Below are 22,105 nucleotides of genomic sequence, written 5' to 3'. Positions count from 1 at the left end.
GTCGTCAGCTGGTCAGGACGAACAGCAGCATCGCGGCCCAGTGGCAGGCGAACGCGATCACGGTGCACGTGTGGAACACCTCGTGGAAGCCGAAGACGCCGGGGGCCGGGTCCGGTCGTTTGAGGCCGTAGACCACCGCGCCGCCGGTGTAGGCGACGCCACCGACCATCACCAGGATGACGGCGGCGAGGTTGGCGGTGATGAGGTCGCCGGCGAACCACACCGCGGTCCAGCCCAGGCCGATGTAGAGGATGACGTACAGCCAACGCGGCGCGGACAGCCAGAACAAGCGGAACAGGATCCCCAGCAGAGCCCCGGACCACACTAGCGTCAACAGGATCTGTGTGGTCGGGGGCTCGAGTGCCGCCACCGTCATGGGGGTGTACGTCCCGGCGATGAGCAGGAAGATGTTGGAGTGGTCCAGACGGCGCATCAGGGCCGCGGCGCGTGGCCCCCAGTTCACCCGGTGGTACAGGGCCGAGATCCCGAACAGCAGGGTCGAGGTCGCCAGGAACACGGCGCAGGCCCAGGTCAGCGCGGTCCCCTCGGCGAGCACGGTGAGCACGACGCCCAGCGCGATCGCCACGGGCAGGGTGCCGGCGTGGATCCACCCCCGCAGCAGCGGTTTGGGCGGGACGGGCGCGGAGATGCCGAAGTCGTCGTCGGCGGCGACGGCATCGTCATTGATGCCGTCGCCGGCGGGATTCTGCAGGTCGGGGTTCACGGCGTGGTCCACACGCCAAACCTACCGACGACCTCACCCGGGGGTGAAGGCCCCTCCGCCGTCGGCGCGGACCCAGACCCTGTCCCCGGCCGATTCGGCGCCCAGCGAGCTGAGGTCGCGGGCCCGGAACTTGAAGCTGGCCGTCCGTGGCAGCGCGGCGGTCATCCGGAGCAGCGACGGCCACTGTTTGGGCCCGAGGTCGGGTTGGGCGGCGAGGAAATCGCCGAATCCGTCGGCCAGGGCCGAGGCGTCTGCACCCTCGCGTGGCACCACGGCCGCGGCGACGGCGTCGCCGATCACGGCCGGGCCGCGCACCGTCTCCGCCGGCACGGCGTACACGCCGACCTCGGCCACATCGGGGTGACGGCGCAGTACGCGTTCGATCGGTGCCGCCGCCAGGTTCTCCCCGTCCACGCGCATCCAGCCACCGGACCGGCCCGCGAAGTAGACCCATCCGTCGTCGTCGACGTACGCGAGGTCACCGGAGTGGAACCGGCCGCCGCGCATCCTCTCGGCGTCGGCGGCGGGGTCGCCGTAGTACCCGAAGAACAGGCCCGGCCCGTCGGCGACCATCTCACCCACGGACTCGTCGGCGTTGAGCAGGACACCGGCGTCGTCGAAGCGGGCGCGGGGGCACTCGTCGCCGGACTCCGGGTCGACGATCCGCACCCCGTCCGGCAGTGGGCCGAGCGCGGCGTCGGGGGTCCCGGGCGTACGGGTGACGGAGATGCCGCCCTCGCTGGAGCCGAACCCGTCCACCACGGTGACGCCGAAGCGCCGGGCGAACTCGCGGCGCACGTCGGCCGGGGCCTCGTTGCCGTAGACCACGAGCATCGGGTTGTCGGCGTCGTCGGGGCGCTCGGGGGTGGCCAGGATGTAGGACAGTGGTGCGCCGACGTAGTTGGCGAAGGTGCATCCGTGTCGCCGGACGTCGTCGAGCCAGTTGGAGGCGGAGAAGCGACGCCGCAGGGCGATCGAGCATCCGGAGTACAGGGCGATCGGCCACGCCACCATCACGGCGTTGGAGTGGAACAGCGGCATCGCGCTGTACACGCAGTCGTCCGCGCCGATCCCGAACCTCTCGGCGAGCATGCGGCCGGGCACGGAGATCTTGCTCTGCGTGATCCGGACGGCCTTGGGGTCGCCGCTCGTGCCCGAGGTGAACACCAGCGCGACGAGGTCGTCGGGGCCGGCTGGCACGTCCGCCACCTCGGGGAGCGCCGCGCCGGCATGCCGGCCCAGCAGCGCGGTCCACTCGGGGGAGTCGACGGAGACCACGGGCACGCCGGGGTCGAGCCCGTCCAGCAGTGCGGCGTTGTCGGTGTCCGTGAGGATGAGCGCGCAGTCGGCGAGGGCCGCGTCGCGGATCAGGGCCTCGCCGCGCCGCGTGGGGTTGAGCCCGGCCACGACGAGCTCCGAGCATGCCGCCGCGCCGAGCAGGTGGAGGTACTCGGGCGTGCCGGCCAGGAGGAGGCCGATGTGCGGGCGTGACGGTGACGACGACGATGGTGACGACGACGAAGGCGGCGACGACGAGGTCATCAGTTCCCGTAGCGCCGCGATCCGCACGGCCACCGCACCGACGGCCTCCGACCAGGGCGTGAGCCGACCCTCGGACCAGATTCCGCGGTCGCCGACGGCGCGCAGGGCGTGCACCGCGTCGGCGACGGAGGTGAACGGCTGGGCGGCGACCTCCGCGATCGTCTTCACCGCGCCGCTCACGCCGAGTACTCCCAGGGGTCGCCCGCGGTGGCCAGCAGGTCGCCCAGGTCGAGCAGTTGCCGGGTGGCGCCGCCGAGGCGGAACTCGCCGGCCTTCGCGGCGAGGAAGTAGCGGTGGGCGGGCTCGGAGCGGTCCAGCCCGACGCCTCCGTGGACGTGCACGGTGGTGTGGGCGAGGCGGTGGCCGGCGTCGCAGGCCCAGAAGTGGGCGGAGGCCACCGCCGCGTGTGCGGTCGGGCCGGGGTCGCCGCTACAGGCGTCGAGTTCGTAGGCGGCGCGCAGGGTGCTCAACCGGACGGCGTCGACGTCGATGGACCCGTCCGCCAGGCGGGCGGCGACAGCCTGGAACGTGCCGATGGGGCGACCGAACTGGTGGCGGGTGCTCGCGTACGCGGCGGTGCGCTCGAGCGCGGCCTCGATCACGCCCCACTGGTGGGCGGCAAGGTGGACGCGGCGGCGCAGGGCATCGAACTCGAGCGCCCCGGCGGCGAGCGCGGTGGGGTCACCGGGGTCATCGGTGACGAGCCCGCTGCACGAGTAGTCGACGGGGACCGTGCGTTCCACGGTGACCGCCGCGCCGTCCGCCACGTGTAGGCCGTCGGCCGAAGGCCGGACGATCACATCGGCGATCGGCGCCCAGTCCACCTCCGGTGCGGAGCCGGACCATCCGTCGGCGACAGCGGCGATCTCGCGCCCCTCCGCCACGGCGGTGGCGCGGTCGGTCTGCCCGGCCGCCTCGAGCAGGTGGGCCGCGCGTATCGCGGGGGACAGGGGGACCGGGGCGACGACCCGGCCCAACTCGCGTAGGACCAGGGCCTCGCCGATCACCCCCAGTCCGGCGCCGCCGAGCGACTCCGGGGCGAGGGCGGCCGGGACGCCGGCCCGGGCCAGTTCCTCCCAGTAGCGGGCGTGGAACCGGGCGGTGTCGCGGTCGGTTCCGCCGGATTCGGTGCCGGGGCCGAACCGGGCGTCGAGCTCGCGCAGCGACTCGTCGGTGACCAGACGCTCGCCCATGTCGCGGACGAGGGCGGTGAGTTCGGAGGTCGTGTCGTCGACGGAGAAGTCCATGTCAGAGCTCCTTCCGGGGTCCGGCGCCGGTGGCAGCGGGGGAGACCCGGGGCGCCGGTGGCAGACCCAGGCCGGCGGTGGCGATGATGTCGCGCTGGACCTCGTTGGTGCCGCCGCCGAAGGTGAGGATGAGCGCCGAGCGGTGGAGCCGCTCGATGCGCCCGTGCAGGGCGGCGGTGGGGGAGTGGGCGCGCTGATAACCGCTCGATCCGAGCACCTCCATGAGCAGGCGGTAGGCCTCGCAGGCCGTCTCCGTCCCGTACACCTTGGTCGCCGACGCGGCGATGCGCGTGGGCGCGGCGGTGTCGGCGGAGACGATCTCCCAGTTGCGCAGCGCCAGGTACTCGGCCATCGCGTGGACGCGGGCCAGGTGGGCGCGGACCCATTCGATCTCGATCACCGGACCGTCGCCCGGCAGACCCACGTCCGCGCCGGGCGTCGTGCGTGCCCAGGCCACCACCCGCCGCAGCGAGGCCTGAAGCGGCCCGGCGGAGGTGAGGGCGACGCGCTCGTGGTTGAGCTGGTTGGTCATGAGCGGCCAGCCGCCGTGCTCGGGGCCCACGAGGTTGCTCGCGGGGACGACCACGTCCTGGTAGTAGGTGGCGCTGGTGTCCGGGCCGGCCATCGTGTGCACGGGGGTCCAGGAGAAACCCTCGGCATCGGTGGGTACGACGATCATCGAGATGCCCTTGTGGCGCGGAGCGTCCGGATCCGTGCGCGCGGCCAGCCAGATCCAGTCGGCGTAGGCCACCAGGGACGTCCACATCTTCTGGCCGTTGATCCGGTAGACATCCTGCCCCTCGAACCCGCCGGTGCCGGGCTCGCGCACCGCGCGCGTGCGGAGGGAGGCCAGGTCGGTTCCGGAGTCGGGCTCGGAGTAGCCGATACCGAAGTGCAGTTCGCCGCGGCTGATCCGGGGCAGGAAGTAGTTCTTCTGCCCGTCCGAGCCGAACGCCATGATGGTCGGCGCGACGGAGTTGATGGTCAGGAACGGGACCGGCACGCCGGCGATCGCGGCCTCGTCGGTGAAGATGAGCTGGTCGATCATCGGCCGGTTTTTCCCACCGAACTCCTCGGGCCACCCGAGCGTGAGCCAGCCGTCGCGGCCCATCTCCGCCACGATCTCGCGGTACGCGTCGCCGTGTCCGTACTCGCCGGTGGTGGAGGTGAAGGCCTCCCGCCGCTCAGGCGTCATGAGCGCGGCGAAGTACTCGCGCAGCTCTCCGCGCAGACGCTCCTGGTCGGTGGTGTAGGTGATGTCCATATGCCCTAAGCTCATCGGTGAGTGGAACACGTTCTAGTGGCGTGACTCACATAGTATCCAACCATCTCGCGGCCATGGTGGCCGTGGGTGCGACCGAGGAGGACGGCATGAGGATCGAAGTCGATCCCGACCGCTGTGAAGGACAGGCCGTGTGTGTCGGCCTGGCGCCCAAGGTGTTCGAGCTGGGCGACGACGACGAGATCGTCCGCGTGGTCGTGGACGAGGTGCCCGCCGAGCTCGAGAAGCGGGCCCGCAAGGCAGTGGAGAAGTGCCCGATGGCGGCACTCGAGATCAAGGAGTGACATCACTATGACGCAGCAGTCCCTGGATGCCGATCTGTCGCTGGACGGGCGGGTCGCCGTCGTGACCGGGTCGGGCTCCGGTCTCGGTGCCGCGGAGGCGGTCGAGCTGGCCCGTTCCGGCGCGGCGGCGGTCGTCATCAACGACGTCCGGTCCTCCGAGGCCACGGACTCGGTGATCGCGGACATCGAGGCCGCCGGCGCCAGGGCGGAGCTCGTCGTGGGCGACGTCTCCGAGCGGGAGACCGCGGACGCGATGGTGGCGGCCGCGCTCGGGATGGGCGGGCTGCACGTCGTGGTGAACAACGCGGGCATCACCCGCGACAAGATGCTGTTCAACATGTCGGACGAGGATTTCGACGCGGTGATAAGGGTGCACCTGCGCGGGCACTTCCTACTGACCCGTAACGCAGCCGCCCACTGGCGGGCCGAGAGCAAGAAGGCGGAGGGGCCCGTCTTCGGGCGACTGGTCAACACCTCGTCCGAGGCCGGGCTCTTCGGCCCTCCCGGGCAGGCGAACTACGGTGCGGCCAAGGCGGGTATCACGGCCCTGACCCTGTCCGCGGCCCGGGTGCTCGAACGCATCGGGTGCACGGCCAACGCGATCGCTCCGCGCGGCCGCACCGGCATGACCGAGGGTGTATTCGAGGCGTGGGACGAGTCCGAGGGGCCGGACCCGCTCTCCCCGGATCGTGTCGCCGACCTCGTGTCGTACCTGGCGTCGCCGGCGGCGGCACAGGTCAACGGCCAGCTGTTCGTGGTATATGGCGGCATGGTGGCCCTCGTCGAGGCGCCCGTGGTCGAGAAGCGGTTCGACGCCGCCGGCGGTGTGTGGGATCGCCGCGGGTTCGCCGATGTGGTCTCCGGGCACTGGTCAGACCGCCCGGAGGGGAAGTCCTTCTCCGCCGCGGAGATCATGAGGCTCTGACCCGGGCCCCGTCCTGTGTGACGTCCCCGGTGTGGTCGCGAGTTGACCGCACCGGGGACGACTCGAGCGCCCCACCTGCCGTGTTAGATTCCCCGGACACCGCAGGCGGGGCCTCCGGACGGGGGTGGGGGGAAGCCCTTGCCAGATAGAACGCGTTCTAGATATCGTGTAACCGCGATCACACCGAAATGGTCACTTGTTCAGCGGATCGGCTCTCGTGACCCGGTGTCGCGTGGTCCGCAGGGAAGACAGACGGGAGGGGGGCACCAATGGCGAGAGTCCTCGATGCTCCGCTCAAAGGCGTCGGCGAGTTCTTCGCCATGACCCTCGACACGTTCGTCTCCTTCCCCTCGATCGTCCGTCAGGGCCGCGAGTTCATCGAGCAGTCCTGGTTCATCGCTCGCGTGTCGACCATGGCCACCGTGCTCGTGGCCATCCCGTTCACGGTCCTGGTGAGCTTCACCCTCAACATCCTGCTGCGTGAGATCGGCGCGGCCGACCTGTCGGGAGCCGGCGCCGCGCTGGGTGCCGTCACCCAGGTCGGGCCGATGGTCACCGTTCTCATCGTCGCGGGCGCGGGCGCGACCGCCATCTGTGCCGACCTCGGCGCGCGCACCATCCGCGAGGAGATCGACGCGATGGAGGTGCTGGGGATCGACCCGGTCAAGCGGCTCGTCGTGCCGCGAGTGGCGGCCTCGACGTTCGTCGCGCTGTTGCTCAACGGACTGGTGTGCACGATCGGCATCCTCGGTGGATTCCTGTTCTCCGTGCTGCTGCAGGGGGTCAACCCGGGCGCGTTCGTCAACGGCATCACCCTGCTGACCGGGCTCGGCGAGCTGATCCTCGCCCAGATCAAGGCCGGCGTGTTCGGGCTGCTGGCGGGGCTCGTCGCCTGCTACAAGGGGCTTTACGTCCGCGGCGGGCCGAAGGAGGTCGGCAGCGCGGTCAACGAGACCGTCGTCTTCGCCTTCATGTGCCTGTTCGTGGTCAACACCGTCATCACCGCTGTCGGCGTCAAGGTCCTGGGGGCGTGACATGGCGGTGATCGAGACCGCCCGGTTCCCGCGCCTGTCACGGGCCCGGAACTCCGCGGTCAAGAGCTTCGACGATTTCGGCGACCACGCGCTGTTCTTCTGGCGCGCGCTGGTGGCGACGCCGCGCGCGCTGACCCAGTACCCCAAGGAGACGCTCCGGCTCATCGCCGAGATCGCCATGGGGACAGGGGCACTGGCCATGATCGGCGGCACCGTCGTCATCGTCGCCTTCCTCACCCTGGCCACCGGCGGCGTGATCGCCGTCCAGGGCTTCTCCTCGCTCACCGACGTCGGCGTCGAGGCCCTCACCGGCTTCTTCGCCGCCTTCATCAACGTCCGCATCGCGGCGCCGGTGATCGCGGGGATCGGCCTGGCGGCCACCATCGGCGCCGGGGCCACGGCCCAGCTCGGCGCCATGCGCGTGTCGGAGGAGATCGACGCGCTGGAGGTCATGGCGATCGACTCGATCACCTACCTGGTCTCCACCCGCATCGTCGCCGGGATGATCGCCGTGGTGCCGCTCTACTCGCTCGCGGTGATCGCCTCGTTCATCGCCAGCCGGTTCGCCACCGTCAACATCTACGGGCAGTCCGGCGGCGTCTACGACCATTATTTCGCGACGTTCCTCATCCCGACGGACATCCTGTGGTCCTTCGTCCAGGCCATCGCGATGGCCATCACGATCATGCTCATCCACACCTACTACGGGTACAACGCCGCGGGCGGCCCCGCGGGCGTCGGCTCGGCGGTCGGTAACGCCGTCCGCACGTCGCTCATCGCCGTCGTCACCGTGACCCTCCTCGTCTCGCTCGCCATCTACGGCGGGGACGGCAACTTCAATCTGTCGGGATAGGAGAGACGATATGGCGAGGACGGTGAGTCGGAGCGACACGACGCCCCGGCGGATCGCCGGTGCGGGACTGGCGCTCGTCATCGTCGTGGTGGTTGCGCTGTCACTGCTGTTGTTCGTCCGGGCATTCGACAGCCGCGTGCCGCTGACGGTGCGCAGCGACCGCGCGGGACTGGTCATGGAGGCCGACGCCAAGGTCCGCTCCCGCGGCGTGGAGATCGGCAACGTCACCCGGATCACGCAGGAGTTCGACGGGGCGACCCTCGAGATCGAGGTGGACCCGGCCGCGCTCGAGGCTATCCCCTCCAACTCCCCGGTCACCATCGGGTCCAACACGATCTTCGGCGCCAAGTCCGTCGACTTCGAGCCCCCGGCCGACCCCGCCCCGACCCACCTCGAGAAGGGCACCGTGGTGCAGACCACCAGCGTCACCACCGAGGTCAACACCATGTTCGAGGAGCTGACCGACACCCTCACGGCGATCGAGCCCGAGAAGCTCAACGCCACCCTCGGTGCGATCTCGGGCGGCCTCGACGGGCGAGGTGACCAGATCGGCCAGACCATCACCGAACTCAACGAGTACCTGGACGAGATCAACCCGCAGATCGAGACCCTGCAGCGGGACCTGTCCAAGGGCTCGCGCGTGGCCCACCTGTACGCGGACGTCACGCCGGACGTCGTGCGGGTCCTCGACTCGGGCACCGACGTGAGCACAAACATCCTGGCCAACCAGGCCCGCTTCGAGGCACTTCTGGCCTCCGCGATCGGCACCGGTGAGACAGGCAAGCGACTGCTGGCGGAGAACGGCGACGAGCTGGTAAAGACGCTGGCCGACCTGCGTGCGTCCACCAGCCTGCTGGCCGAGTACTCGCCCATGCTCACCTGCCTCATCGTGGGGCTCAACCAGGGGGTCGCCGGCGCTGGGCAGGCGTTCGGCGCGACCAACCAGTCCGGACTCGCGTTCCGGGCCGGGTTCCAGCAGGGCGTCAAGGCGTACGAGTACCCCAAGGACCTGCCCAAGGTGAACGCCAGTACCGGGCCCAACTGCTACGGGCTGCCGTTCCCGGACTCGGCGACGCACGCCCCGTTCGTGGTCACCGACACCGGTACCAACGTCATGGAGGGCCAGCCCAACGTGTTCACCTCCCGAGACAAGCCGCTGATGGGCCCGCTGCCGGAGCCGCAGCCGGGCGTCCCCGCGCCGCCGACGCTGCTGCAGCTCATGCTCGGCATGGACGGAGGTAACCCGTGAGCGCCGCCCGCGCCGCCGCGCGCGAGCTGAAAGCGACCACCGTCAAGCTCGGGATTTTCGCCACGGTCATGATCCTGGTCCTGGTGGGCCTGATCGTGGTGTTCAGCGAATACCGCTCGGGCGATTTCGAGCGCTACAACGCCCACTTCGCCGACGTCTCGGGCCTGGAGTCCGGGGACAAGGTTCGCATCGCCGGTATCGAGGTGGGGCAGGTCCGCGGGATCGACCTCGAGGAGGCCAACACCGCGAACGTGTCGTTCACTGTGGCCGGCAACCAGGTGGTCCACCAGAGCACCGAGGCCGTGGTGCGGTACGAGAACCTCACCGGCGACCGCTACCTCGAGCTCAAGCGCGGCGAGGGCCTGCAGACCCCGCTCGAGCCCGGCGGGACCATCCCGCTGGACCAGACCGCCCCCGCACTCGACCTGGACGCCCTGCTCGGCGGCTTCCGCCCGCTGTTCAAGGCACTCGACCCGGCCCAGGTCAACCAGCTCTCGGAGTCGATCGTCAAGGTGTTCCAGGGGGAGGCCGGGACCGTCCAGGACCTGCTGGCCGCGACGTCGTCGCTCACCCAGACCCTCGCCGACCGCGACCAGCTCATCGGGGACGTGATCACCAACCTCACGTCCGTGCTCACGACCGTGTCCGAGAACCAGGAGAACGTGGACTCCATCGTCGACGATCTGCAGCAGCTCGTCTCCGGGCTGGCCACCAACTCGGAGCCGCTCGCCGAGTCAGTGTCCAGGCTCAACGACTCGAGCGCCAATATGACCACCCTCCTGTCGGACGTGCGGCCCTCCCTCAAGCAGGACATCGCCCAGGTCGACCGCGTGGCCACGCTGATCAACGACGACGAGGAGTTCGTCGAGGGCGTCATCAACCGGCTGCCGTCCGACTTCGAGAAGATGAGCCGCCTCGGCGTCTACGGCAGCTTTTTCCAGTTCTACCTCTGTGGCGTGATCGTCGAGTTCACCAACCCGGTCACGGGCAAGAGCTCGTTCATGCCGCAGTATGAGCAGAAGACGGGACGGTGTGCGTTCCCCGATGAGTAAGAACAAGGACAACAAGCCACCCCGGGGGCAGCTGCGCTTCCGCGACCGCGATCCCAAGGCCATCGGCGTGTGGGGCGTGGCGGGCGTGGTGGTTCTCATGGCCGTCTCGCTGAACTACGACCGCGTCCCGTACATCAACGGCATGCACGGGGCCACCGCCTACGTGGCCGACGCCGCCGGGCTCAACACCGGCGACGAGGTCCAGGTGGCCGGGATGAAGGTCGGCAGCGTCCGCAAGATCCAGCTCGACGGCGACAAGGTGCGTGTGCATTTCGACATCAGCACCAAGGTCGACCTGGGGACCGACACCTCGGCCCAGATCAAGACCGACTCGATCCTCGGCCGCCGGGCCCTGGCCGTGTTCTCCGACGGGCGCGGCGAGCTCGCCGACCGCACCATCCCGCTCGACAGGACCTCGGTGCCGTACTCGCTGACCTCTGCGTTGGGGGACCTCAGCGACACGGTCGAGGCCATGGACACCGACTCCGTCCAGGAGGCTCTCGACGTGCTGTCCGAGACCATGGAGCAGTCCTCACCGGAGGTCGCCGGCGCGATCGAAGGCATCACCCGGCTGTCGCAGTCGCTCAACAAGCGCGACGAGGCGGTGTTGGACCTGCTGGACAAGGCGGCCGGGACCACGGACGTGCTGGGCCGCCGCAACGAGCAGATCAACCAGCTGATGGTGGACGGCAACACCCTGTTCACCGCGCTCGACCTGCGCAAGCGGGCGTTGAACGAGCTGGTGACCAACATCGACACGCTCGCCCAGCAGCTGTCCGGCGTCGTCCAGGACAACGAGGCGCAGCTCGGACCCGCGCTCGACAAGCTCGAGCGGGTCTCCGACCTGCTCATCCGCAACCGGGAGGACATCGACCTGGGCCTGCGTCGGATCGTGCCGTACTCCACGGCGCTCGGCGAGGCGGTCGCCTCCGGCCCGTGGTTCAACGCGTACGTGGTCAACCTCTCGCTTGGGCACTACCAGCAGACGCTCGTGCGTGACCTCATGCCGCTCATCGACGACCGTGTCCAGCCCGAGCCCGGGCTGGTCCGCGAGCCCACGATGCCCGGTGTCCCGGAGGCGACCCTGCTGGACGAGTTCCCCGGGTGGGGCGAAGGGAATATTCCGGGATGAGACGACTCCTTTCTCCGACTGTCCCCAAGGTGATCGCGCTGATCGCCGTGGTGGCCCTGGTCGCCGGCGGGGTGTGGTGGTTCTCCTCGCGCACCAAGACCATCACCGCGTTCTTCCCCACCACGCAGGGGGTCTACAAGGACGACACGGTCCGGGTGCTCGGGGTGCGCGTCGGCACGATCTCCGACATCACCACCGAGGACGGCATGTCGCGGGTGACCATGAAGGTGGACGAGAACGTGGCCGTCCCGGAGGACGCCAATGCGCTGCTCGTGGCGCAGTCCCTCGTCGCCGAACGGTTCATCCAGCTCACGCCTGCGTACACCGGCGGGGCCGAGATGCCGGACGACGGGGTCATCCCCATCGAGCGGACGGCCGTTCCGGTCGAGTGGGACGGCGTCAAGGAGCAGCTCATGAAGCTCTCCACGGCGCTGAGCCCGGAGAAGGGCGAGAAGACCGGCCCGCTCGGCGACTTCGTGGACTCGGCGGACTCCATGTTCGAGGGCAACGGTGCCGAGATCCGCGACGCGCTGTCCGAGGTCTCGCGGACCATGTCGCTCATGTCCGACGGGCGGGAGAACCTTTTCACCACCCTGAAGAACCTGCAGTTGTTCGTCACCGCGCTCTCGCAGAGCGAGGAGCAGATCGTCTCCTTCGGTGGGAAGCTCGCCAGCGTCTCGGAGGTGCTGAGCGGCCAGACCGAGCAGATCGACGCCGCGCTGCGCGACCTCGACCTGGCGATCATGGACATCAACCGGTTCCTCGAGAACAACGGCGACCGCCTGTCGCTGGGCGTGGACAAGCTGGGCCAGGCCACCAAGGTGGTCCGCGACCGCCGCGCCGATGTGGAGGGCATGCTGCACGTGGCGCCCACCGCGATGTCGAACTTCTACAACATCTACCGGCCGTACCAGGGGACGCTGCACGGGATCCTGGCCATGAACCAGATGGCCAACCCGGCCAACTTCCTCTGCGGCGCGATCGCCGGCCTTGACAACAACACGTCGGAGTCCGACGCCGCACTGTGCGCGCAGTACATGGCGCCACTGTTTAACTCGCTGACCTCCAACTACCCGTACGGTCAGGTGACCCCGCCCATCACCCCGACCGCGGAGCCGGATCAGATCATCCAGGCGCAGCGTCCGGGCACCCAGACCCCGCCCGGCGTACAGCCGCCCTCGGCGCAGCCGGATCCGCTGGTCAACGTGGTCAACAAGGGTGACAACCTCACCGACACCCTGCTTCCGACGGGAGGTGCGTGATGGCCGAGGCGACTTCCCGCGACCGCGCGCAGCGGAACGGGCCGCGGCGTTCCCGGCTGCTGGTCGGCGGCGCGCTCGGCGCGGCCGTCCTGCTGGCCGGGACCGGCTGTACCTGGAACGGGCTCAACTCACTGCCCCTGCCCGGGGCGCAGGGCCACGGAGACGGGGCCTACCAGGTCACCATCGAGATGCCCGACGTCACCACGATCACGCGTAACTCGCCGGTGCGCGTCAACGACGTCAACGTGGGCTCGATCAGCCACATGGAGGTCGAGGACTACACGGCGATCGTCACGGTGACCCTGAACGGGGACGTGCGGCTGCCGGCCAACGCCCACGCCAAGATCGGGCAGACCAGCCTCCTCGGCTCGCAGCATCTCGAGCTGTTCCCACCGCCGGACGGAGGGGCGGAGGGCACGCTCGCGGACGGTGACGTGATCCCGATCGAGCGGGCGGGCGTCTACCCGACCACGGAGCAGACCCTCTCGGCCCTGTCGGTGGTGCTCACCGACGGCGGCCTGGCCCAGTTCTCGACCATCTCCGAGGAGCTCAACACCGCCCTCGACGGACGGCAGGTGGAGGCCAAGGAGGTCATCGGTCAGCTGGAGACCACCGTCAGCGGTCTCGACGACCAGCGGGCCGACATCATCGCGGCCATGGAGGGCCTGGACCGCCTGGCCCGGCAGATCGACGAGCAGAACGACACTCTGGCCAAGGCGCTCTCGCAGATGCCCGCCGCGCTCGAGCTCATCAACGACCAGAAACAGGAGCTCACCACGGCCCTGGTGTCGCTGGGCGATTTCGGCCACAAGGCCAACCAGATCATCGATGCCGGCGGCGGGCAGAACCTCGTCGCGAATCTGGAGGACCTCGTCCCGGTCCTCGAGGCACTGGCCAACTCCGGGCGTGACCTCACCCAGGTGCTGAGCACGCTCATCACGTTCCCGTTCCCGCAGTCGGGCATCGACAACTTCCTGCGGGGCGACTACGCCAACCTGTACATCCACGCCGACATGTCGATGCCGCGTCTGAGCGAGACGCTGCTGCTGGGTACCGAGTTCGGTAACCGCATGGCGGGCCTGGAGGGCTACGTGGGACTGGCGCCCGGCTCGTCGATGGAGCCGGACCCGTTCGCGCTGGACGTCGCACCGGCCGAACCCGCCGAGCCGCCGGCCGGCGAGGCACCCGCGCCCGCGCCGGACCAGTCCCCGGCACCGACCGAGGAGGCCCCCCGATGACGCGACTGGTCAAGATCCAGCTGACGGTCTTCGCCGTGGTGACGGTCGTGGCGCTCACCGTGATGGCCGTGGTCTACCTGCAGCTGCCGCGGGCGCTCGGCTGGAAGCGCACCGAAGTGGCGCTGGAGATGCCGGACACCGGCGGGCTGTACGAGAACGCCAACGTCGCCTACCTGGGCAACACGATCGGCCGGGTGGACTCGGTGACGCTCAAGCCGGGCATGGTGATGGCGAAGCTCCACTTCGACTCGCGGGCCGATGTGCCCGAGAACGTCCGCGCCGAGATCCGCAGCGTCTCGGCGGTGGGGGAGCAGTTCGTCGAGTTCGTCCCCGAGGGGGCCCCCGAGGGCCGGCTCGCCGACGGCACGGTGCTCGGCGAGGACAGGGTGGACATGCCGCAGGGCATCGGCCCGGTGCTCGACCAGGCGACGGTGCTCATGGCGTCGATCGATGACGCCAAGATGCGCCGGGTGATCTCGGAGTCGTTCGACGCGTTCAACGGGTCGGCGCGCGACCTGCAACAGTTCCTGGATTCCGCCCAGCTCCTGCTGGAGGAGGCCAGGACGAACGAGGACGTGACGCGCAGGCTCATCGCCGACGCCGAGCCGGTACTCGACTCGCAGCTGGAGTCCGCGGATTCGATCCGAGCGTGGACCCGCAACGTCGCGGACATCACGGACCAGCTGCGGGGGAACGAGCCCCAGCTGACCTCGATCATCCAGCGGGGACCCGACGCACTGGGCCGGGCCACCAAACTGCTCAACGACCTCCAGCCCACTCTGCCCGTGCTGGTGGCGAACCTGGTGAGCGTCGGCGAGGTGGGCGTGGTCTACAACCGCTCGATCGAGCAGCTGCTGGTGATCTACCCGGCGCTGGTGTCGGCGCTGCTCACCGCCATCGACGGGGCCAGGGACACCGGGCAGATCAAGGTTGACTTCAACCTGCAGATCAACGAGCCCCCTCCGTGCACCACGGGGTTCCTGCCCGCCGAGGACCGGCGCAGCCCGGCGGATCTCACGGTGCCGGCGCAGATCAACGGGATCTACTGCAAGATCGCCAAGGACTCCACCATGACCGTCCGTGGTGCGCGCAACCTGCCATGCATGGAGTTCCCGGGCCGCACCGGCGCCTCCCCTGAGGAGTGCCGGGCGGACGACTTCGTCCCCCAGGGCATCAACCCGCCGAACACCAGTGAGGTGGGACCGCCCGGGGACAATCCGAACGCCTGGAACGTGGTGCCGTCGGGCGCCACCGCAGGTCAGGAGGGGACCACCTCGGCGGCCGTGTACGACCCGTCTACGGGCGAGTACGTTGGCGCGGACGGCGCCGCGTACCGTCAGCTGGACCTGGGCGCCGACAGTCGGCTCGACAAGGACGCCGACCTGGCCGCCATGATGACGAATGGAGTCGCGTAGTGCCACAACCAGACCAGGCCTCCACCGACGGTGGGAGGGCCGGGCTGATCACGGCTGCGGTGATCGCCGCGATCTGCCTGGTCCTGGCGCTCGTCGCCACTGGTTTGTGGCTCGGCGAGCGCAACCAGGCGTCGGACGTCCGGGCGGACCGGGCCTCGCAGGCCGAGCTCGATGCCGCGTACCAGGACACGGCCGTCAACGTCATGACCAAGCTGATGACCATCCGGCAGGAGACCCTGTCGGAGGACGTCGACGAGATCGTGGGCCTCATCGAGGGCGACTTCTCGGAGCAGTTCGCCCCGCGCCGCGACTCGTATGAGGACGTGGTGACCACCACCAAGGTCGTCGCCGACGGCGTGGTGACGGCGGCGGCGGTCGAGCACTCCTACCCCGACCGGGCCGAGGTGATCATGGCCATCGACCAGACCATCGGCAATCCGAAGTCCGACGAGGACCAGGACCGCCAGTACCGCGTCCGCGTGACCGTCAACCGGCACGACGACGGCACGATGAAGGTGTCGGGGGTGAACTTCATCCCATGAGCAGCCCGAACTCCGACGTGCGCGCCGCCCGCCGCGCCCAGCGTGAAGCCGAACGCGCCGCGCGCGCCCAGCGCAAGGCCGACGCCGCGCGGGAACGCGCACTCGAAGCCGCCCGCGCCGGCGGTCTCTTCGAGGGGATGTCGGCCATGCCCCGGACCGAGACCTCCGAGGCCGTCGACACTTCTGGGTACACCGGGTCCGCCGGGTCGGCCGAGGACTCGGGAGCCACCGGGGCCGCCCCTGCACCGGCCGCCGCCCGGACCCCGCTCGACCCGGCCCGCCGGCGCACCCTGATCACGGCCCTGTCGGTGGTGTCGGTCCTCCTCGTCGTCGTCGCCGGTCTCGCGAGCTGGCAGTACGTCGAGGCGCGTGAGGCCACGGCCACCGAACAGCGGATCGCGGACGCGCCCCGCGCGGCCACCGACGCGGCGCGCGAGATCACCACCCAGATGTTCACCTACGACCACCGGACGGTCGACGCCGACCTCGCCGCCGTGCGCGACCGGCTCGCTGACCCGGCCCTGACCGAGTTCGTCGAACAATCCATGCCGACCGTCGCCTCGGCCGCCAAGCAGCAGGAGGCCACCGTCTACGCGACCGTCGCCGCCGCGGCCCCGCAGGAGGTCGTGGACGCCGATCACGTCACCGTGCTGGTCATGCTCAACCGCATGGTCTCCACCAAGGAGAACCCCGAGGCCGCGAGCTCGGCGTCGCGGCTGAGCGTGGCCATGGAGCGTCAGGACGGGACGTGGAAGCTCGCCGAACTCGAGGCACTGTAGAGGCCTCGCGGCCGGCACGACGGCCGCGGCGGGAGGCTAGTCGCCGGACGTCGCGTCGAGCGTCTGGAAGAAGCGGCGGGCCCACGCGTGGACGTCATTGCCCAACACCTGGCGACGCAGGGTGCGCATGCGGCGGCGACGCTCCTCGGCGGAGTCGTTCACCGCGGTCATGATGGCGTCCTTGACGCCGTCGAGGTCGTGCGGATTGCACAGGTACGCCTGGCGCAGCTCCGCGGCCGCCCCGGCGAACTCGCTCAGGACCAACGCGCCGTCGCCGTCCGTGCACGAGGCCACGTACTCCTTGGCCACCAGATTCATGCCGTCGCGCACCGGCGTCACCAGCATGACGTCGGCGGCCGCGTAGAACGCCGTCAGTTCCGACTTCGGCACCGGCCGGTGGATGTACGTCACCACCGGGTGCCCGATCTCGCCGAACGACCCGTTGATGCGGCCGACCGACTCCTCGATCCGTGACCGCATGATCTGGTACTGCTCGACGCGCTCGCGGCTCGGCGTGGCCAACTGGAGCAGGGTCACGTCCGAGGGCTCCAGGCGGCCCTCCTCGAACAGCTCCTCCAGCGCACGCAGGCGCACGTTGATGCCCTTGGTGTAGTCCAGCCGGTCGACGCCCAGCATCAGCACGCGCGGAGACCCCAACTCCTCGCGCAGGCGGGAGGCACGGTCGCGGGTCTCGCGGCTGCGCGCGGAGGCGTCGACGGACGCGGAGTCGATGGAGATCGGGAAGGCGCCGACCCGCACCATACGGTCTCCGACCCGGATCTCGGAGGCACGGCCCCGGGCGGAGCGCAGCCGCACGGAGGGATGGCCGCGCAGCCGGCTGGCGAGGATCCGGAAGTTGTCCGCCCCGCCGGACAGGTGGAAACCGACCAGGTCGGCGCCCAGCATGCCCTCGACGAGTTCGGTTCGCCACGGCAACTGCATGAACAGCTCGACGGGCGGGAACGGGATGTGGAGGAAGAACCCGATGGTCAGGTCGGGGCGGAGCTCACGCAGCAGCGCGGGCACCAGTAGCAACTGGTAATCCTGCACCCAGACCGTGGCGCCCTCGGCGGCGGCCTCGGCCGTGGCCTCGGCGAAGCGCGTGTTGACCTCGCGGTAGGCGTTCCACCACTCGCGGTGGTACTCGGGCGGCACCACGACGTCGTGGAACAGCGGCCACAGCGTGGCGTTCGAGAAGCCCTCGTAGTAGAGCTCGACGTCACGCGCGGACAGTGTGACCGAGTGGAGACGGATGCCGTCCGCGTCGAACGGCTCGGGGGAGACGTCCGGGACACCGGGCCACCCGACCCAGGCGCCGTCGTTGGCCTTGAGGATCGACTCGAGCGCCGTGACGAGGCCGCCGGGGCTGGCCTTCCAGTGCTCGGTGCCGTCCCGATCGATGACGAGGTCCACGGGGAGGCGGTTGGCGACGACGACGAAGTCGGCTCCCGCTCCGGTCGACGTCTGCCCGGTACCGCTCGTCATCCGTGTGCCCTCGTCTCGAGTCGTCGTGTTCTGCCTACTCCGCGTCGGCCGTCACCTGCGGCTCCGGGCCGATCCCCAGCATGTCGAGGAGCATCCGGCACTCGTCCGCGTCGGCCGAGTACGAGGCCACGACCCGGCGGGCCTGATCGGCCGTCTCGTCGGCGACCGGCTCCAGATCGTCGAGTTCGGGTTCCTTGCTGGCGGCGGCGGATGCCATCGATGTCCTCCTGGGGTCGGTGGGGGACGCCGGGTGGCGGCGTCGTCCGCGGCCGATTCTACGTCACTGGTCGGCGGCGGCCGACCGACGCAGATTGCGGGTGACCCACTCACCGAACACGATCCCGGCGGCCAACGCCACCGCTATCGCCAACGCCTGGAACATCAGCCCCAGGCCGATACCCGTCTGATCGCTCGTCAGCGCGGACAGGCCGCGGTACACCGACAGACCCGGCAAGAACGGGGTGATGCCGGCGATGGTGACGACCAGCGGCGGGACGGTCGCGATACGGGCGAGAATTCCGCCGAACAGACCCATGAAGCAGGCGGCGAGTGCCGACCCCACGACCACACCCAGGCCGGTGGCGATGACGCCCTGGTAGATGAGCATGCCCATCGCCCCGACTGCTGCGGCGAGCCAGGTCGCGCGCACCGTCGCGTAGCTGGCCACGGCGAACCCGGCGGCGCCCACACCGGCGGCCAGCACCGCCACGTGGACAGCGGCGTTGCCGGCGATGGCCGGATCGATCGGGGGAGGGGACATACCCAGGCGGTCGAATGCCGCGAGCGCGATCGTGATCCCGCCGAGGACCCCTCCGGTCATGACCATCGTCTCGACCCCTCGCCCGGCGGAGGTCACGGGGAACCCGGTGATGGCGTCCTCGATCGCGCCGACGAGGGTCAGGCCGGCGAGCAACACGATGATCCCCGCCGCCACCAGCTGGGACGGTTGGACCTCGATGAAGTTGTCGCTCACGGCCACGTACGCCGACAGGGCCCAGGCGGCGGCGATGAACCCCCCCACCACCTGCTGGAAGAAACTGGGCAAGCGGTGTCGATCCAGGGCGCGGTTGGCGTACATCAGGGCGAACGTCGAGACCATCGAGATGAGGCCGGCCAATGGGCTGCCCCCGAGCTGGATGACGACCGCACACCCGAGCATCGCCCATCCCAGGACCGCGACCCGGAAGGAATGCGGATGCGGGGAGGCCACGATCTTCTCGACCTCGGCCGTGGCCTGGTCGACGGTGAGTTGACGGCGCACGATGAGGTCGATGAGGCGGGAGACGCGGGTCACTCGCGTCATGTCGACCGTGCGGTAGTTGACCACGCGGATCACCGAGATCGGTGGCCTACCGCGGCGGCGGTTGACGCCGATGGTCAGCGACGTGAAGGTGACCTCGACCGTGGCCCCGGGCAGACCGAAGGCGGCCGCCACCGACTCGGCCTGGGCGACGGTGTCCGCGGCGCCCTCACCGGACGAGAGCAGGATCCCGCCGATCTCGAGCGCGAGGTTGAGCACGTCGGTGACCGCGCCGTCGTCGTCGAGGTCGACCGGCGCCATGGGGGACAGGGGCGGCTCGACCGCCAGATCCATGGTGGATTTGCGCAGATTCAGCCACGCCAGCGGGCGGGTGAACGGTGCGGGTGCGTCGCGGGTCTCCACGATGCACACCGTAGTCAAGAGCCCCCACGGTGGCCGGGTTAGGATGTGTGCCGGGTCCCGCGACGGCGCGGTGACCCGTGCTGGAGTGGCGCAATTGGTAGCGCACCCGACTTGTAATCGGGCGGTTGCGAGTTCAAGTCTCGTCTCCAGCTCTCGAGCCCGTCCCGGCAGCCCGGTCGGATGCAGAGGACACGCCAAGGTTGTGGCCGCGGAATGCCGGCCCCGGGCGAGAATTCGCAGATCAGTGGACAACGTCAGCGTGTTAACGCCGGTGAGTAGAATGTTCTCAAATTCCGCCGCCAGGAAGACGCCGCCGAGATGACTGAGTCCGCCACAGATACCGCCATCGCATGGATGGCCGCCCTCGCCGCCGGTGACGCCGAGCGGACCATCGCATTGTCGTCCCCTTCGATCGTCTACACGACGGGCCAGGTCAGACGCTACGTCGGTCACGACGGAATCCACGACATCGTGTCCGATCTGGCGCGGCTTGGAGGCTTCCTCACGATCGGGGTGGAGGGGGAGGTCCTGGAATCCGAGGGTGTGGTCGCGCTTCGTCGGATCGAGCGGTTCACGCTGCCCAGCGGGGGGATCGAGATCCGTGGGTGTTCCTTCGTGGAGGTGGAGGACGGGGTGGTCACGCGATGGGCGGACTACAAGAGTATGGAGACGATCGATGCCGTCATCGGATGACGGGGTGGGGGCCGGCACGGGCGGGCGACGGCCACGCTACGGGTGCCCCGGGGAGGTGGCGAAGGCGCTGGTCGAGGCGGCGTTCTCCGGCGACTTCGAGGCCGCCAGGGCATGCTGCGCTCCTGATCTCGTCCTGACGATGGAGGGAATCCAGACTGTTCACGGACACCAGGGCCTGAGACACGTGATGGAGTTCAACGCCGAGGTCTCCCGGGACGTCGGTGTCGATATCCACCACGTCCTCGGTTCAGGGAACACCGCGGCGATCAACCGGACCACCCATCTCACGATCGGTGGTAAGCGGATCCACCTCGAGGTCGGGTCGTTCTTCGTCGTTCGTGACGGTCTTGTCGCGGAGTGGACCGACTACCAGGACATGCGGGTCGTCACGCGAGCTCTGGGGCATTGAGTCGGGGTCGGTGACCCGGTCCGGAAATACGGGTCAGTCCCCGGGGACGAACTGCCCGTAACCGAGATCCCGCAATGACTGTCGGAGGGTCGCGGCCGCCGCGTCGGCCTCCTCGGCCGGTGTGTCGGGATTCGCGAGCGACAGGTCGAAACCCGACATGTCGTTGGCGGGGAAAACGTGGATGTGGGTGTGGGGTACCTCGAAGCCGGCGATGAGGTAGCCGGCCCGCTTCGCCCCGAAGCCGGAGAGGACCGCCTTGCCGACGGCCTGCGCGACCTCGTTGAGGCGCGTGAGGAGTGCGGGCTCGAGATCCGTCCACCGATCGACCTCCGCCCGCGGGACGACGAGGGTGTGGCCCGGTGCGACCGGCGCGATGGTGAGGAACGCCACCACATCGGGGTCCTGCCACACGAAACGACCCGGTAGTTCACCGGCGATGATCTTGCTGAAAACCGTCGACATGTCACCAGACTACGGATTCGTCTCGGCGCTTTGCGGTGGATGAGTGGTAACAAGTGATCTAATAGAGTTTCCGCCGTTCGTCGGACGGCATCGGGCCCTCTACTCACGCGAAGGAGCATCGACATGGTCGAGGCAAGTGTTGCGCCAGCAGAGGGCGCGGTGAAGAAGAAGGCCTATCACCACGGCGACCTCCGCAACGCCATCATCCAGGAGGCCATCGCGCGGGCCCGGGTCTCAGGAGAGAAGGCGATCGTCCTCCGCGAGATCGCGCCGCACATCGGCGTGTCCGCGACCGCCGCGTACCGGCACTTCGCCAACCGGCAGCAGCTCGTCGAGGAGGTCGCCTCCCGCGGGTTCGTCGAGATGATCGAGCGTGTCGAGGCCGCGGCGGCCGCCGCTAGAGCGGGTGACGAGGCCGGGACCGTCCGCGCGTCGTATCTCGAGCTGCGCTGCGCCGCGCTCGCGGTGGTCGAGTTCTCGACCGAGGAACCGGCGTGGGCGCGGACCATGATGGAGAACCTGGGCACCTCCGAGGTCGTCCGGGCCCGGGCCGACGACATCAACGCGGTCCTGCAGTCCCTCATCGACCGGGGCGTCGAGGCGGGCACGTTCGTGGGCGGCACCGTCGTGAACGACGAACTGTCGCTCTGGGCCGCGATCGACGGGCTGAGCGCGCAGGCGATGTACGGCATCAGGTCCATGAGCACGCCGTCGGCCGCGAGCGCGTCGGCGCGCACGATCGACCTGTGCCTGACGGATCTCCTCACCGAGGAGGGGCTGCGGGTCCGCGACGAGGTGTCGGAACCCGGCGATATCACCGCCGACGCGGAGGG

Annotated in this window: 23 protein-coding genes and 1 tRNA gene; 16 read left to right on the top strand and 8 right to left on the bottom strand. The window is 69.5% G+C overall.

Translation table 11 applies throughout. The features are described from left to right. Nucleotides 1-4 precede the first annotated feature (4 nt). Genes trhA through DPA01S_RS13125 form a run of 4 tightly spaced genes read right to left on the bottom strand, consistent with a single transcriptional unit; the run spans nt 5 to nt 4,777 of the window. Nucleotides 5-736, bottom strand: coding sequence for a PAQR family membrane homeostasis protein TrhA (gene trhA / locus DPA01S_RS13140; protein WP_198150790.1), 732 nt, complete (start codon nt 734-736; stop codon nt 5-7). Nucleotides 737-757: 21 nt separating this feature from the next. Continuing rightward, nucleotides 758-2,446 carry an AMP-binding protein gene (locus tag DPA01S_RS13135; RefSeq protein ID WP_061916874.1) on the bottom strand — a complete coding sequence of 563 codons (1,689 nt, stop codon included), beginning with the start codon at nt 2,444-2,446 and terminating at the stop codon, nt 758-760. Continuing rightward, a complete protein-coding gene (locus DPA01S_RS13130; protein ID WP_061916871.1) occupies nt 2,443-3,513 on the bottom strand; it encodes an acyl-CoA dehydrogenase family protein in 1,071 nt (356 codons plus the stop codon). The genes DPA01S_RS13135 and DPA01S_RS13130 overlap by 4 nt, the downstream gene beginning before the upstream one ends. 1 nt (nt 3,514) lies before the next feature. Further along, the gene (locus tag DPA01S_RS13125; RefSeq protein ID WP_061229440.1) at nt 3,515-4,777 is read right to left on the bottom strand and encodes an acyl-CoA dehydrogenase family protein; all 1,263 of its coding nucleotides are present in this window, start codon (nt 4,775-4,777) and stop codon (nt 3,515-3,517) included. 107 nt (nt 4,778-4,884) lie between these two features. Here DPA01S_RS13125 and DPA01S_RS13120 point away from each other — a divergent pair, with 107 nt between their 5' ends. The 12 genes from DPA01S_RS13120 (at nt 4,885) to DPA01S_RS13065 (ending at nt 16,560) form a co-directional block, all read left to right on the top strand. Beyond that, nucleotides 4,885-5,079, top strand: coding sequence for a ferredoxin (locus DPA01S_RS13120; RefSeq protein WP_061229450.1), 195 nt, complete (start codon nt 4,885-4,887; stop codon nt 5,077-5,079). Between the two features lie 7 nt (nt 5,080-5,086). Continuing rightward, nucleotides 5,087-6,004: a 3-oxoacyl-ACP reductase gene (locus DPA01S_RS13115; RefSeq protein WP_061916868.1), complete on the top strand. Its 918-nt coding sequence runs from the start codon at nt 5,087-5,089 to the stop codon at nt 6,002-6,004. A gap of 269 nt (nt 6,005-6,273) precedes the next feature. Beyond that, nucleotides 6,274-7,038: an MlaE family ABC transporter permease gene (locus DPA01S_RS13110; protein ID WP_061229438.1), complete on the top strand. Its 765-nt coding sequence runs from the start codon at nt 6,274-6,276 to the stop codon at nt 7,036-7,038. Nucleotide 7,039: 1 nt separating this feature from the next. Further along, nucleotides 7,040-7,891, top strand: coding sequence for an MlaE family ABC transporter permease (locus tag DPA01S_RS13105; protein ID WP_061229437.1), 852 nt, complete (start codon nt 7,040-7,042; stop codon nt 7,889-7,891). Nucleotides 7,892-7,901: 10 nt separating this feature from the next. Then, entirely contained in the window at nt 7,902-9,140 is a 1,239-nt protein-coding gene (locus DPA01S_RS13100) for an MCE family protein (protein WP_061229436.1), read from the top strand. Further along, nucleotides 9,137-10,192 carry an MCE family protein gene (locus DPA01S_RS13095; RefSeq protein ID WP_082767781.1) on the top strand — a complete coding sequence of 352 codons (1,056 nt, stop codon included), beginning with the start codon at nt 9,137-9,139 and terminating at the stop codon, nt 10,190-10,192. The genes DPA01S_RS13100 and DPA01S_RS13095 overlap by 4 nt, the downstream gene beginning before the upstream one ends. Continuing rightward, entirely contained in the window at nt 10,185-11,324 is a 1,140-nt protein-coding gene (locus tag DPA01S_RS13090) for an MCE family protein (protein WP_061916865.1), read from the top strand. Before DPA01S_RS13095 ends, DPA01S_RS13090 begins: the two co-directional genes overlap by 8 nt. Next, a complete protein-coding gene (locus DPA01S_RS13085) occupies nt 11,321-12,586 on the top strand; it encodes an MCE family protein (protein ID WP_061916863.1) in 1,266 nt (421 codons plus the stop codon). Before DPA01S_RS13090 ends, DPA01S_RS13085 begins: the two co-directional genes overlap by 4 nt. Further along, nucleotides 12,586-13,824 (top strand): MCE family protein, encoded by a 1,239-nt coding sequence (locus DPA01S_RS13080; RefSeq protein WP_061229433.1) that lies wholly within the window; start codon nt 12,586-12,588, stop codon nt 13,822-13,824. Before DPA01S_RS13085 ends, DPA01S_RS13080 begins: the two co-directional genes overlap by 1 nt. Then, entirely contained in the window at nt 13,821-15,239 is a 1,419-nt protein-coding gene (locus tag DPA01S_RS13075) for an MCE family protein (protein ID WP_061229432.1), read from the top strand. The genes DPA01S_RS13080 and DPA01S_RS13075 overlap by 4 nt, the downstream gene beginning before the upstream one ends. Beyond that, on the top strand, nt 15,239-15,781 hold the full coding sequence (locus DPA01S_RS13070) for an Rv1363c family protein (RefSeq protein WP_061229431.1): 543 nt from the start codon (nt 15,239-15,241) through the stop codon (nt 15,779-15,781). Before DPA01S_RS13075 ends, DPA01S_RS13070 begins: the two co-directional genes overlap by 1 nt. Further along, the gene (locus tag DPA01S_RS13065; RefSeq protein WP_061229430.1) at nt 15,778-16,560 is read left to right on the top strand and encodes a hypothetical protein; all 783 of its coding nucleotides are present in this window, start codon (nt 15,778-15,780) and stop codon (nt 16,558-16,560) included. The genes DPA01S_RS13070 and DPA01S_RS13065 overlap by 4 nt, the downstream gene beginning before the upstream one ends. Before the next feature lie 36 nt (nt 16,561-16,596). Here DPA01S_RS13065 and DPA01S_RS13060 read toward each other — a convergent pair whose 3' ends face one another. The 3 genes from DPA01S_RS13060 to DPA01S_RS13050 all read right to left on the bottom strand — a co-directional run bounded on the left by DPA01S_RS13060 (nt 16,597) and on the right by DPA01S_RS13050 (nt 19,708). Next, nucleotides 16,597-18,045 (bottom strand): alpha,alpha-trehalose-phosphate synthase (UDP-forming), encoded by a 1,449-nt coding sequence (locus DPA01S_RS13060; RefSeq protein WP_061229429.1) that lies wholly within the window; start codon nt 18,043-18,045, stop codon nt 16,597-16,599. Between the two features lie 34 nt (nt 18,046-18,079). Continuing rightward, nucleotides 18,080-18,262, bottom strand: coding sequence for a hypothetical protein (locus tag DPA01S_RS13055; protein ID WP_007633643.1), 183 nt, complete (start codon nt 18,260-18,262; stop codon nt 18,080-18,082). Between the two features lie 63 nt (nt 18,263-18,325). Continuing rightward, on the bottom strand, nt 18,326-19,708 hold the full coding sequence (locus DPA01S_RS13050; protein ID WP_232303150.1) for a threonine/serine exporter family protein: 1,383 nt from the start codon (nt 19,706-19,708) through the stop codon (nt 18,326-18,328). A 79-nt stretch (nt 19,709-19,787) separates the two neighbouring features. Between DPA01S_RS13050 and DPA01S_RS13045 the strand changes: the two genes are divergently transcribed. The 3 genes from DPA01S_RS13045 to DPA01S_RS13035 all read left to right on the top strand — a co-directional run bounded on the left by DPA01S_RS13045 (nt 19,788) and on the right by DPA01S_RS13035 (nt 20,810). After that, nucleotides 19,788-19,860, top strand: a tRNA-Thr gene (locus DPA01S_RS13045). A 166-nt stretch (nt 19,861-20,026) separates the two neighbouring features. Continuing rightward, complete coding sequence (locus tag DPA01S_RS13040) at nt 20,027-20,401, top strand: nuclear transport factor 2 family protein (protein ID WP_061229428.1); 375 nt, start codon at nt 20,027-20,029, stop codon at nt 20,399-20,401. Then, entirely contained in the window at nt 20,385-20,810 is a 426-nt protein-coding gene (locus tag DPA01S_RS13035; protein WP_232303149.1) for a nuclear transport factor 2 family protein, read from the top strand. The genes DPA01S_RS13040 and DPA01S_RS13035 overlap by 17 nt, the downstream gene beginning before the upstream one ends. Nucleotides 20,811-20,843: 33 nt before the next feature. Here the strand turns inward: DPA01S_RS13035 and DPA01S_RS13030 are convergent, their stop codons facing one another. Further along, complete coding sequence (locus DPA01S_RS13030) at nt 20,844-21,272, bottom strand: HIT family protein (RefSeq protein WP_061229426.1); 429 nt, start codon at nt 21,270-21,272, stop codon at nt 20,844-20,846. 123 nt (nt 21,273-21,395) lie between these two features. Here DPA01S_RS13030 and DPA01S_RS13025 point away from each other — a divergent pair. After that, nucleotides 21,396-22,105 (top strand): TetR/AcrR family transcriptional regulator (locus DPA01S_RS13025; RefSeq protein ID WP_061916885.1); only part of this gene is annotated, 710 nt, incomplete at its 3' end.

Source organism: Dietzia papillomatosis NBRC 105045, from assembly GCF_001570845.1.
Classification (GTDB): Bacteria; Actinomycetota; Actinomycetes; order Mycobacteriales; family Mycobacteriaceae; genus Dietzia; species Dietzia cinnamea.
This window is presented reverse-complemented; position numbering and strand designations above follow the sequence as displayed.

Bases quoted from the DNA above. Each gene is read 5' to 3' on its own strand.
- DPA01S_RS13055 (WP_007633643.1), bottom strand. From the start codon at position 18,262: ATGGCATCCGCCGCCGCCAGCAAGGAACCCGAACTCGACGATCTGGAG.
- DPA01S_RS13035 (WP_232303149.1), top strand. From the start codon at position 20,385: ATGCCGTCATCGGATGACGGGGTGGGGGCCGGCACGGGCGGGCGACGG.
- DPA01S_RS13075 (WP_061229432.1), top strand. From the start codon at position 13,821: ATGACGCGACTGGTCAAGATCCAGCTGACGGTCTTCGCCGTGGTGACG.
- DPA01S_RS13115 (WP_061916868.1), top strand. From the start codon at position 5,087: ATGACGCAGCAGTCCCTGGATGCCGATCTGTCGCTGGACGGGCGGGTC.
- DPA01S_RS13125 (WP_061229440.1), bottom strand. From the start codon at position 4,777: ATGGACATCACCTACACCACCGACCAGGAGCGTCTGCGCGGAGAGCTG.
- DPA01S_RS13060 (WP_061229429.1), bottom strand. From the start codon at position 18,045: ATGACGAGCGGTACCGGGCAGACGTCGACCGGAGCGGGAGCCGACTTC.
- DPA01S_RS13090 (WP_061916865.1), top strand. From the start codon at position 10,185: ATGAGTAAGAACAAGGACAACAAGCCACCCCGGGGGCAGCTGCGCTTC.
- DPA01S_RS13120 (WP_061229450.1), top strand. From the start codon at position 4,885: ATGAGGATCGAAGTCGATCCCGACCGCTGTGAAGGACAGGCCGTGTGT.
- DPA01S_RS13080 (WP_061229433.1), top strand. From the start codon at position 12,586: ATGGCCGAGGCGACTTCCCGCGACCGCGCGCAGCGGAACGGGCCGCGG.
- DPA01S_RS13065 (WP_061229430.1), top strand. From the start codon at position 15,778: ATGAGCAGCCCGAACTCCGACGTGCGCGCCGCCCGCCGCGCCCAGCGT.
- DPA01S_RS13110 (WP_061229438.1), top strand. From the start codon at position 6,274: ATGGCGAGAGTCCTCGATGCTCCGCTCAAAGGCGTCGGCGAGTTCTTC.
- DPA01S_RS13030 (WP_061229426.1), bottom strand. From the start codon at position 21,272: ATGTCGACGGTTTTCAGCAAGATCATCGCCGGTGAACTACCGGGTCGT.
- DPA01S_RS13100 (WP_061229436.1), top strand. From the start codon at position 7,902: ATGGCGAGGACGGTGAGTCGGAGCGACACGACGCCCCGGCGGATCGCC.
- DPA01S_RS13105 (WP_061229437.1), top strand. From the start codon at position 7,040: ATGGCGGTGATCGAGACCGCCCGGTTCCCGCGCCTGTCACGGGCCCGG.
- DPA01S_RS13085 (WP_061916863.1), top strand. From the start codon at position 11,321: ATGAGACGACTCCTTTCTCCGACTGTCCCCAAGGTGATCGCGCTGATC.
- DPA01S_RS13130 (WP_061916871.1), bottom strand. From the start codon at position 3,513: ATGGACTTCTCCGTCGACGACACGACCTCCGAACTCACCGCCCTCGTC.
- DPA01S_RS13040 (WP_061229428.1), top strand. From the start codon at position 20,027: ATGACTGAGTCCGCCACAGATACCGCCATCGCATGGATGGCCGCCCTC.